Origin of the sequence: Aliidiomarina halalkaliphila, assembly GCF_007096385.1 — a bacterium.
GTDB lineage: Bacteria > Pseudomonadota > Gammaproteobacteria > Enterobacterales > Alteromonadaceae > Aliidiomarina > Aliidiomarina halalkaliphila.
The window spans coordinates 105,833-116,989 of record NZ_VJWL01000005.1 but is presented as its reverse complement, the minus strand read 5'-3'; the positions used below and the strand labels follow the sequence as shown (position 1 = coordinate 116,989).

Annotated in this window: 8 protein-coding genes; 3 read left to right on the top strand and 5 right to left on the bottom strand. The window is 49.0% G+C overall.

The features are described 5' to 3' along the window. The first annotated feature begins 180 nt into the window (after nucleotides 1–180). The 3 genes from murB to FM042_RS11685 are packed head-to-tail and all read left to right on the top strand — an operon-like array spanning nucleotide 181 to nucleotide 2,897. Nucleotides 181–1,197: a UDP-N-acetylmuramate dehydrogenase gene (gene murB, locus FM042_RS11695; RefSeq protein WP_143236626.1), complete on the top strand. Its 1,017-nt coding sequence runs from the start codon at nucleotides 181–183 to the stop codon at nucleotides 1,195–1,197. Continuing rightward, nucleotides 1,187–2,173, top strand: coding sequence for a bifunctional biotin--[acetyl-CoA-carboxylase] ligase/biotin operon repressor BirA (gene birA / locus FM042_RS11690; RefSeq protein WP_143236625.1), 987 nt, complete (start codon nucleotides 1,187–1,189; stop codon nucleotides 2,171–2,173). Before murB ends, birA begins: the two co-directional genes overlap by 11 nt. Beyond that, on the top strand, nucleotides 2,151–2,897 hold the full coding sequence (locus FM042_RS11685; protein ID WP_185960790.1) for a type III pantothenate kinase: 747 nt from the start codon (nucleotides 2,151–2,153) through the stop codon (nucleotides 2,895–2,897). Before birA ends, FM042_RS11685 begins: the two co-directional genes overlap by 23 nt. An 8-nt stretch (nucleotides 2,898–2,905) precedes the next feature. Here FM042_RS11685 and nspC read toward each other — a convergent pair whose 3' ends face one another. The 5 genes from nspC to FM042_RS11660 form a co-directional block, all read right to left on the bottom strand. Next, a complete protein-coding gene (gene nspC / locus FM042_RS11680; RefSeq protein WP_143236623.1) occupies nucleotides 2,906–4,042 on the bottom strand; it encodes a carboxynorspermidine decarboxylase in 1,137 nt (378 codons plus the stop codon). A 15-nt stretch (nucleotides 4,043–4,057) separates the two neighbouring features. Then, nucleotides 4,058–5,260, bottom strand: coding sequence for a saccharopine dehydrogenase family protein (locus FM042_RS11675; RefSeq protein WP_143236622.1), 1,203 nt, complete (start codon nucleotides 5,258–5,260; stop codon nucleotides 4,058–4,060). Nucleotides 5,261–5,349: 89 nt separating this feature from the next. Beyond that, the gene (locus FM042_RS11670; RefSeq protein WP_232366436.1) at nucleotides 5,350–7,521 is read right to left on the bottom strand and encodes a prolyl oligopeptidase family serine peptidase; all 2,172 of its coding nucleotides are present in this window, start codon (nucleotides 7,519–7,521) and stop codon (nucleotides 5,350–5,352) included. 49 nt (nucleotides 7,522–7,570) lie between these two features. Beyond that, nucleotides 7,571–9,493, bottom strand: coding sequence for a GNAT family N-acetyltransferase (locus FM042_RS11665; protein ID WP_143236621.1), 1,923 nt, complete (start codon nucleotides 9,491–9,493; stop codon nucleotides 7,571–7,573). Nucleotides 9,494–9,594: 101 nt separating this feature from the next. Then, nucleotides 9,595–11,013 carry a sodium-dependent transporter gene (locus tag FM042_RS11660; RefSeq protein WP_143236620.1) on the bottom strand — a complete coding sequence of 473 codons (1,419 nt, stop codon included), beginning with the start codon at nucleotides 11,011–11,013 and terminating at the stop codon, nucleotides 9,595–9,597. Nucleotides 11,014–11,157: the final 144 nt, after the last annotated feature.

Below are 11,157 nucleotides of genomic sequence, written 5' to 3'. Positions count from 1 at the left end.
TTGCAACTTCAGGTCCGAACGCGAGGCATGGATGCCGAGCTGGAAGCCCCCCACATGGATGTGTGTCGGAGCGTTGGGTACTGCACTCACGTAATTCTTTTGATTTCGCAAAGAAACTCACCTGTTCGAGGTGCTGAATGATACAATTCAGTTAAATTAACGGTATCGTTTAGTCAGCATATGGTTTCATTGAAAGACAAGCATAGTTTCCGAATATCAGCTTCTGCGAACGAAGTGATCAGTGTGACACATCGCGATCAGCTGTCTGAATTAACTAATCCCGATGAACTTTGGATCTTGGGAGAGGGCACTAATACAATTTTTACGGAAGACTTCCAAGGTAAAATTCTTTGGATTCAATTGCGTGGTATTGAAGTAACGGAACATTCCGATGCATGGTCTTTGCAGGTTGCTGCAGGTGAAAACTGGCATCAACTGGTGGAATACACGCTGCTCCATGGAATGCCTGGATTAGAGAACCTGGCGCTAATTCCGGGGAGCGTTGGTGCCGCGCCAGTGCAAAACATTGGTGCCTATGGTGTTGAATTAAGTGAATTTATTGAAGCCGTTGAAGGCTATGATCTCAAAACTGGAGAAGCACGCTATTTACCTAAAGACAGCTGTGGCTTTAGTTACCGGGAAAGTGTGTTTAAGACCCCAGAATTCTCTCATTTTGTAATTACGGATGTACATCTGCGTATTCCTAAGGATTGGGCGCCAACGCTTAGCTATGCAGATCTTGCGGATATGCCAAGTTCATCAACCGCTCATGAAGTGATGCAACGCGTTATCACTGTGCGTCGACGGAAATTGCCGGATCCTGCAGAAATTCCAAATGCCGGAAGCTTTTTCAAAAACCCAGTTGTCGATCATACGCGATTGAAAATGCTTCAGGAGAAGTACCCGACAATGCCTGTTTACCCGGTTGATGACCAATCAAGTAAGATCCCTGCGGGATGGCTTATCGATAAAGCGGGGCTAAAAGCCCTGCAGGTTGGTGATGCGGGTGTTCATGAGCAGCAAGCACTTGTGTTGGTGAATCGGGGCGCAGCTAGTGGACAAGAACTCTCCCAGTTGGCCCATCAAATAATTGCACAAGTGCATGATATTTATGGCGTAAAGTTAGAACCAGAAGTGCGTTTATTGAACCGTTCTGGTCTCATTCCTAAATCCCATTGGTGGCAAGATGGCGCGTAGAGATATTGATTCAATTCTGATGCAAGCCTTGGCTGATGGAAAATTTCATTCTGGCCAAGCACTCGGTGACAAGATTGGTATCTCCCGAGCGTCGGTCAATAAGCACGTACAAAAACTCGGTGAGCTTGGCGTTGATATTTTCCGTGTGACTGGCAAGGGCTATCGGCTTGCACATCCGATTCAGTTGCTTGATCTCGAGGAGATTCGTAAGCATTTACCCCATTCAAGCAAGCAGCTCGATATCGATGTATTGCATGTCACGGATTCCACCAACGATGTACTGAAACAGAAGATTGTTAATGATCCGGAAATTAAGCCGGGGACTGCCGTACTCGCAGAGATGCAGGTGAAGGGTCGGGGACGTCGCGGCCGCCCATGGTTCTCGCCTTTTGGTACGAATTTATACTTGTCGATGTATTGGCCACTCACTGGCGGTTTGAATTCAGCAACAGGGATGAGTGTGGCCTTAGGTCTGGCATTGGCCCGTGAGTTGTCGCAACAAGGAATCGCTGATGTGTCGGTCAAGTGGCCGAATGATGTTTATATTGGTGGCAAAAAAGCCGCAGGAATTCTGGTTGAGCTGGAAGGCCAAGCTGAGGGTGAGGGGTTCGCCGTGGTAGGGGTCGGGATTAATCTGAGCATGCCCGACGATCTACAAAGTATCGATCAACCTTACACCGCGGTGCAGCTCCATCATGACGAAACCATCGATCGTAATCACTGGGCCGCCCTGATCGTTCACCGCTGCGCACATGCATTGCGTGGCCACGATGCAGAAGGCTTGGCGAACGTACTTGCCACTTGGCGTCGTTTCGATTACTTCTATCAAAAGCCAGTACGTGTATTACTCGGCCAACATGAGCATGTAGGTATTGGTCACGGCATTGATGAGATGGGCGCATTCTTGGTGAAACAAGAAGACGGATTGAAACGTTATTTTGGAGGCGAAATTAGTGTCCGAACCCCTTCTGCTTGAATTTGGCAATACCCGCTGGAAGCTTGCCCGCGTAACGGATCAGGAGACTTTAGAGTTTCTTGGCGTGGGCTCAGAGCTAGAGCCACTCATTGCGTTGATTCAATCCATAAGCGCGCCTTACGTGGCTGTAGCAAATGTTGCGAAACCGGAGCATGTACAGCGACTGCATGATGCCTGTAAAGGCCGTGCAGAGGTCCAGGAAGCAGTCGTTGAGTCGGGATACGATATCACCCTGTGTTATCAAGATCCGAGCCGTCTCGGCGTAGACAGGTGGCTTACTTTACTTGCGGTGCGGCCTGCTAAAGAGTCTGTTGCCATTATTGATGCAGGAACAGCGGTGACTCTTGATGTGTTAAGTGCGGACGGTGAACACCTTGGCGGCTGGATAGCGCCTGGCTTTCGCTTGATGCAAGAAGCGCTCATTCAAAAAAGTAGCCGGTTACGTATTAACGATGAAGCCCCAGTGGGATTAATCGGCAAAGGCACAGAAGCGGCTATCCATTTGGGTTGCCAAGCGAGTTTGCAAGGATTTGCAGCAGAAGCAGTGCTTGCTGCCAAAGAGTCGCTCCAGGAATATCCCGACCGTGTGATTATCACCGGTGGTGATGGGAAGCTAATCAATAAAAAGGCCCTTCCTCACGTTCCCGAAGGTGTCGTAGAGGAAAGGCCTCATCTGGTGCTTGAAGGCTTAGCGCAGTGGATTAAACACCGTCGCTCAGCTTAAGCGAACCTTTAGGATAGACGATCCTTGAAGTCGTGATAATTAAACTTACGCACTAAGCGGAAGATTCCACTCTCTTCAAGAATACCAATCGCCGGGTGTTCGACCCCGTTAAAATAAGTCGTTTTCACCATGGTGTAATGCATCATATCTTCGAAGATGACCCGATCACCTGGCTTCAGTTTTTTATCAAAGCTATATTCGCCAATCACATCGCCAGCGAGACAGCTGTTACCTCCAAGTCGATAGGTATGTGCTTTTACACCAGGAAGGTCGGCATCGGTAATGGTTGGTCGATAGGGCATTTCCAATACATCTGGCATATGCGCGGTAGCTGAGATATCGAGAATGGCGATTTTGCCCTTATTCTCAACGATATCCACGACTTGGGCCACTAAAGGACCGGTTTGCCATGCAACCGCAGAACCTGGCTCCAAAATGACTTCCAGATCGTACTGTTCGCGCAAACGTTTAAGCTGTGCGATCAGATGGTCGACATCATAGCCTTTGCGGGTCATCAGGTGACCGCCACCGAGGTTAAGCCACTTCATTTGCGGCAGCCACTTACCAAATTTAGCTTCCACAGCAGCCAAAGTACGCTCAAGAGCAAAGGAGTCACATTCACATAAATTGTGAACGTGCAGGCCTTCAATACCCGTGAGGTCTTCGCCTTCGAGCTGAGACGCTAAAATGCCAAGGCGCGACCCAGGGGCAGAAGGATCGTAGAGCTCAGTAGATGCTTCTTGATGCTCTGGATTTACTCGCAATCCCATAGACACTTTTTCTTGCTTCACATGATCACGATACAAATGCCACTGGGTAATGCTGTTAAACGAAATATGGCAGCAGTGTTGCAATAGAATGTCCATATCTTGCGGCTTATAGGCCGGTGAGTAGGCATGAACTTCCTTTCCAAACTCTTCCGCGGCCAATTCGGCTTCCCACGCAGAGCTTGCGGTACACCCTTGCAAGTACTTGCGCACCAACGGGAATGTACTCCACATGGAGAAACCTTTCAGTGCCAAGATAATCTTGGCACCGCTTTCGTCTTGCACGCGCTTCATGATTTCTAAATTTTCACGAAGCTTTTTTTCATTCATCACATAACAGGGTGATGGAATTTGTGCAGACAGGTATGGATTACTCATTGCTGTCACTCCTAATTAGTCTGCCAGAGGACTTGTGTCGACTTCCACGACTTGCCATGGCAAACCATATTGATTCAGACGCTCCATAAATGGATCTGGGTCAAATTGTTCCATATTCCACACGCCTGGCTGCATCCACTTTCCTTGAAGCATGAGCGATGCACCGATCATGGCAGGTACACCGGTGGTGTACGACACTGCTTGGGCGCCCACTTCACGGTTGGTTTCAGCGTGGTCGCAATTGTTATAGATAAAGATAGTCTTTTCTTTACCGTCTTTCACGCCGGTAATGTAGGTACCTATACAGGTTAAGCCTTCATAGCCTTCGGCCAGTGACCCTGGGTTTGGTAATACCGCTTTAAGGAACTCGAGGGGCGCGATTTGCTGACCGTTGAAGTCGATCGGTTTAATGGAGGTCATTCCGATGCCTTCAAGAACTCGTAAATGGTTCAGATAGGCGTCACCGAAAGTCATCCAGAAGCGGGCACGCTTGATGGTCGGGAAATGCTTTACGATCGACTCGAGCTCTTCATGGAATAGCAAGTAAGAAGCGCGAACACCGACCCCTGGATAATCCAAGTCTTTGCGCACGCTAATTGGGTCAGTCTCTACCCACTCGCCATTTTCCCAGTACTTACCCCGTTGCGTGATCTCACGGATGTTAATTTCAGGGTTAAAGTTGGTGGCAAAGGCTTGGCCGTGATCACCACCGTTACAATCAACGATATCCAAGTAATGAATTTCATCAAAGTAGTGTTTTGCGGCGTAGGCAGTAAATACGTTGGTCACGCCGGGATCGAATCCCGAACCTAACAGTGCCATAAGACCGGCTTCTTTAAAGCGGTCGTGGTAAGCCCATTGCCAGCTGTACTCGAACTTGGCTTCGTCTTTTGGCTCATAATTGGCGGTATCAAGATAGTGAACACCTGTTGCTAAACACGCATCCATAATGGGCAGATCTTGATAGGGTAAGGCGACGTTAATCACGAGCGCCGGGTTCACTTTTTCAATGAGCGCGACTAACTCGTCGACATTGTCGGCGTCAACTTGGTACACGCCAACAACGCGGTCTTTGCCCGCTTCTTCTTGCAGGCGTTCGCACTTGGATAGTGTCCGTGAAGCAAGATGAATTTCATCAAAATACTCAGGCAACATTGCGCATTTTTTTACAACAACTGAACTGACGCCACCGGCACCAATAACTAAAACTCGAGACATAATCTTCACCCCTTTTTCATGCATGGGTTGTGTATATAAAACGGGCGCGATTGTGCCTACGCCCGTGTTTAAAAGCAATCATTTACCGATTAATTTTCGCTGTATTCGACACCTAAGTGTTCGACCAAGAATGCCCACTGGTCAGCGATTTGCTCAATGCGCATCCAGGTTGGTGTGCCAGCACCGTGCCCTGCACGGGTTTCTACGCGAAGTAAAATCGGGTTTTCACAGCCCTGATCCCGTTGCATCACAGCCGCATATTTATAGCTGTGCCATGGTACCACACGGTCATCGTGATCGCCTGTGGTGATCAAGGTGGCAGGATAGCAAACACCGGGTTGTGTATTGTGTACAGGCGAGTATGCATACAAAGCTTCAAACTCATCCGCGTTTTCGCTCAAACCGAAGTCGTCACTCCAGGCGCGCGCATTGGCGCTAGGTGTGTGGTATCGCAACATGTCGAGTACGCCAACCGCGGGCAACGTTGCTGCAAAGAGTTCTGGGCGTTGCAACGTTACAGCAGCAACTAATAAGCCGCCGTTGGAGCCCCCTTGAATTGCGAGGCGGTTAGGGTTGGTGTACTGATGTTCAATGAGATACTCCGCTGCTGCAATAAAGTCGTCAAAGACATTTTGCTTGTTGAGGCGTGTACCTGCTTGGTGCCACTCAAAGCCATACTCACCGCCACCGCGTAGATTTGGTAACGCTAGGATGCCACCACGCTCGAGCCATACTAAGCGCGCAGGACTGAATCCTGGAGTGATTGAGATATTAAAGCCACCGTAGCCATGCAAAAGCAATGGCGCATTACCATCAAGCTCTGTGGACTCATGACGCACGATAAACATAGGGACGCGTGTGCCGTCCTTGCTTTCATAAAACACTTGCTCGGTGATATAGCCGGTTAGGTCGGCATTCACTTCAGTTTGCTGGTGTAGTTCCGCTTCACCGGAACTAATATCCAAGCGGTAAATGGCGCCGGGTTGAGTAAAACTTGTTAAGCGGAAGAACGTCTCGCGATGATCTTTTTGACCAGTAAAACCAGATACGGAGCCGATTTCCGGAAGCGCTAGCTCGCGTTCAAAACGTCCGTGGGCATCATAAATATGCACCATCGACTGAGCATCTTTTAAGTAGCTTGCAAAGAACTTACCGCCGACGTAAGAAATGCTATCGAGTGTTTCAGCGCGCGCGGGGATGATTTCCTGCCAATGGGCTGGTTCAGGTCGATTGACATCGACGGCAATCACACGACCTGTCGGAGCTTCGTTCGTTGTGGAGAAATAGAAAATATTGCCATCTGTTTCAACGAGCGAATAGAGTCCATCCCATTGATCCAAAAGTGGACGCCATTCGGCCTGATCGTTGGTGAGATTTTTTACATATACCGCATTGGCCATGTATCCGTCCCAATGAGTGGCGATCAAAAATCGACCATCGCTCGTTACTGTGGGGTAAGGGTTTATCGGGCGCTCGCTTTCCACCGCATATATTTTTTGGTCGGCACTTTGCACCGTTCCAAGCTGATGGAAATAGATTTGTACCGTTTGTTGATCATCGGCAACGCCGTCGCCACCTTCCGGATAGCGGCTGTAATAAAAGCCCGACTCATCCGGCAGCCAAGATAAATTGGTGAACTTCGTACCGGTAATCGATGTGATCAGGTCCTCTCCGGTACGGATATCACGAACACGGAACTCGACCCAGTCGGAGCCGCCGTCGGATACGCCATAGGCGATGTAATTGGCCTGTGGACTAATATACACCCGCGATAAAGAGATAGTTCCGTCTTCACTAAGTTGATTCGGATCGATCAATACGCGGCCTGGGTGATTTACGTCAGCGGTGACGAATAGTACGGATTGATTCTGCAACCCTTGGTTTTGATAATAAAAATACTGGTTATGCACACGGAACGGTGTGCTTAAACGCTCGTAGTTCCATACCTGAGTGAGCCGCTCTTTAAATGAGTCGCGGCTAGATAAGTTCTCTAGATAAGGAAAGGTCAGGGCGTTTTGCTGATTAACCCAGGCTTTTGTTTGCGCCGAGTTCATATCTTCTAACCAACGGTAAGGGTCGGCCACTTCCACACCGTGATAAGTATCCACCTGGGCGACTGTGGGCGATGCTGGATAGTCTGGGCCAGCAGGTCTCTCTGCTTCTGGCTCAACGACTTGTGCACACCCTGCCAACAACAGAAGGCTGGTCATCGCGGCAATGCTGCTCTTTTTTATACTCAGACGATTAAAATTTGAACCCATGATGTTCCTCATGACTTATCAAAAAGACTGATGATTATTGTGGCGATTACTATACCGATAGCCGTGCTTGCGCACAAACTTCCCGCAAGTATTGTTCGGCTTCTTTTTTCCCCTGAAGTTTCCAGTGCTTGGCAAGATCTTTGAGTGAGGTGTCGCTGAACAGTGCGTCTTTGATTTTTGCGTTGTGAGCATTGGGAAATGTGATCAAACCATAATGCATGCCGGCAGCGAACACAGGTTGTGCTAAACCAAAGTTCACCCATTGGGCAACAAAGGCCACGAGCATTTCCTGTACATACCGACACAGCATTATTTGGTCGCTAGCGATTAAAGTGTCTACAGGGAGCACATAGAAGAAACCATCCTGAGGTTGCTTTATCGCCTGAAACGGGAGCGTGAGCATGTTGCGATGGTGCAAGCAATCTAACTCAATACTTGCCGAATGAGTCAGTGGATATAACATCAGTGCGGATACATGACCGCTTGCGGCGTCTGCTTTCTGACCAAAACGAAGTAATCGAAACCCTGCATGGCGCCAAAACCGAAGTAAATCATGAGTTGCGCCAAAGCTGGTTCCGATCGCAAAAAAACCAGAGGTGCGATAAAAGCTGATGATACGCGTTAAGAATTCCGATCCTAGCCCTTGCTGCTGGAGCTCTGGGGCGACTACGATACGTACGATGCGCGCGTAGGCCTTCCTCATCAGATCTTTTTCACGCAAATGGTATCCAAGTGATTGCGTCAGCAAATGTCCGGGAACGCGGCGCTTGCCCTGCCATACTGATTGTCGGAGATCCTGCGAAAGAGGTGATTCAAATGCTAACCAACAGGCAGCCACGAGCTCGTCGGCAATATAGCCGAGAATCAATTGCTGATCGTTTTCCTCGAGCAGCATTCTAACGTCGTTCGGGGACGATTGATAATGTGCGGCCATCAACATGGTAAACACATGGCTAAATTCATGCAGGCTCAAATCCGCTGGTTTGACAAAACGTACAGACATTCCCAGTTTGCGCTCGTCGTCGCTTAATTGCGGTGCATCGCCTTGAAACATGCAGAAGGTTTCATTCAATAGTAATTCCAGAGCATCGTGATGAGGCCATCGAATTGGCTCGGTGAGCTCCAACAGACATACGGTATCAAACAGGTTAGGTAAGCGCTTTTTGAGCCGCAGCGAGAAATTCCTACCCGCACATTCGTAACCTTCTGAGGTGCTAGCGAGAATTAACCGCTGAGCGCGTTCAGTACATTCGCCAAGGACATGTGCAGGAATGCTTGCTGCCTCGTCGATAATGAGCCATTCGGAATCGCTATCTGGAGTCCAATCGAGTAATTGATCAGGGGGAATAAAGCGATATGCACCTCCGTGTGCACGCGTTAACAGGCGCTCTGCCTGTATTTTCGATGGCGCACACACGGTTGCTGTAATCGACCGGGTAGCAATCCAATGACCGAGGATACTTGATTTACCGCGGCCTCGGGCGGCCTCTAAATAGGCGACACATGAACTACTGTTTGCGAGTAAGCCATCTAAGGTATCCAGTAGCGCGTATTGCTGTTTGGTAGGTGTGAACCCTGCATGAATTGGCGTCGCTTCTGCCTGCTCTAAAGCTGTCTCTATGATTGCGTTGAGTTGGTCTATGTCTTGGATGGGTTGAACACAAGGGATATCGTCGCTCAAAGCAATCAGACGTTCGAGGGTGGCTCCAGGTTCTTCGCGATTACAGTGCACCACCAAACAGCCGTTTTCCCGGATGGTTCCCGCGAGTGCGACCAACGCATCAGCATGCATTCCCTGCCGTAGGTCGAGGTAAACAAGTGTGTGCTCCATACCGAGATAACGGCGGTATTGGGTAATATGATGGCGATCTAAAGCGCAAATCAACGGATGCTCAGGCAAAGGTGGTAACTCGATGCTATGGTCGAGTAGCATGATATGACGAGTCGTTGTTAGCGTGGGCGTTGGCTTCACAGCATCCTTGTTCCAGAGATTACGAGCATTGGTCTACGAGCATTGGGTATTGTGTCAAAAAAAAGCGCCGAAATCGGCGCTTTTTTGGTTGGCCAGTCATTTTAGAAAAATGCGGCGTTAAAGAATTTCCCAAGCACCGTGTTGATAAACACAATGGCTAGTATAGCGGGTATAAAGGTCGTCAGTGAGAAGCTGACATATTTTTCTAATAACCCGCCGCGGTACTTCACTGCTCCTTCATTGAGGGCATCGTGGAAATTGTTCTTTTTCCAATGCCATACAACAAACAAACAAATGAGTAAGCCGTTTAATGGCAACACTGTGTCGTAGAACACGTCATAAATTACATCGAAGAAAGAATGACGATTGCCGCCATAACCGACGAAGTCGGTAAAGAAGGCCACCATTCCAAACGACGCTGTCGCGATCAAGGTGAGCACGCCCATTGTGAGGGCTAAGACGCCAAGGGCTTTCTGACGGGTAATATTGTATTTACGTACGATGGTGGCGGTCGGAACCTCGATAATAGACACCAATGATGTAATCGCCGCCACAAACACCAACAAGAAGAAAATTACCGCGACGATGCTCGCGCCGAGATAACCAATAGTGCCAGATAGGGCAAGGAAAATCTGCGGCAAGAAGGTAAAGATCATAGCCACAGAGGACTCACTGAGTTCCGCTGGATTAGTGTCTGGGTTAATTGCGAAGATCGCAGGGAGAACCATCAAACCCGCGGTAAACGCCACTGCAGTGTCGGTGATTAAAACCAGTTTACTTGCGCCTACGAGGTTATCTTTCTGGCGCAAATACGACCCGTAAGTGATAAGTATCCCCATTCCCAACGAAAGTGAGAAGAACGCTTGTGAAAGTGCCCCGCTAATCACACCGCCGTCTACTTTACTAAAATCAGGAATCAGGAAGAACTGCACGCCAGCAAATGCATTATCTAGGGTGAGTACGAATATCACCAAGGCAATAAGCATTACAAAGAGCGCTGGCATCATTAACCGAGCCGCCCGCTCAATCCCGCCTCGTACGCCGCTCACCAACACCATATAAACGATCGCGGCAACCATCAGTAGATAGGCAAACACACTTCCATGATTGATAAAGACCCCGAAATACTCCGGGTTGGCAATCACGTCGAGGTTGCCAAATAGCGTTTGTACTAAGTAACCGAGAATCCACACAGTGATGACCATGTAGAAAACGCCAATCATAAACGGGGTGATAACCGCGAGCCAACCAGCAAATCGCCAGGGGTGCTTAGCACCAGCGATGGCGATGTAGGCGCCATGGGGATCCGATTGAGTACGTCGGCCTAAGCCCATTTCTGCAAGCATGATAGGTAAGCAAATAAATACGACAAAAAGAGCGTAGATTAGCAAGAAAGCGCCGCCGCCATTTTTTGTTGCTGCCACCGGAAACCCGACCATGTTACCAATCCCTACCGCGGAACCTGCTGCGGCAAGGATGAAGCCAATTCGAGAGCTAAAGTGTTCGCGAGCTGTGCTCATAAACAGTACCTGTTCTTGTTGTTTTAATAGTAATGCTGAATATTACGACGCTCAGCCAAATCTGCATCGTAGTGAAGCTGACAAAGCGTTATATCAGGTTTTGGCCCACAGGGGCAAACGCCATGGGCTTAACCGACGATGAAA

Bases quoted from the DNA above. Each gene is read 5' to 3' on its own strand.
- murB (WP_143236626.1), top strand. From the start codon at position 181: ATGGTTTCATTGAAAGACAAGCATAGTTTCCGAATATCAGCTTCTGCG.
- FM042_RS11675 (WP_143236622.1), bottom strand. From the start codon at position 5,260: ATGTCTCGAGTTTTAGTTATTGGTGCCGGTGGCGTCAGTTCAGTTGTT.
- FM042_RS11660 (WP_143236620.1), bottom strand. From the start codon at position 11,013: ATGAGCACAGCTCGCGAACACTTTAGCTCTCGAATTGGCTTCATCCTT.
- nspC (WP_143236623.1), bottom strand. From the start codon at position 4,042: ATGAGTAATCCATACCTGTCTGCACAAATTCCATCACCCTGTTATGTG.
- FM042_RS11670 (WP_232366436.1), bottom strand. From the start codon at position 7,521: ATGGGTTCAAATTTTAATCGTCTGAGTATAAAAAAGAGCAGCATTGCC.
- birA (WP_143236625.1), top strand. From the start codon at position 1,187: ATGGCGCGTAGAGATATTGATTCAATTCTGATGCAAGCCTTGGCTGAT.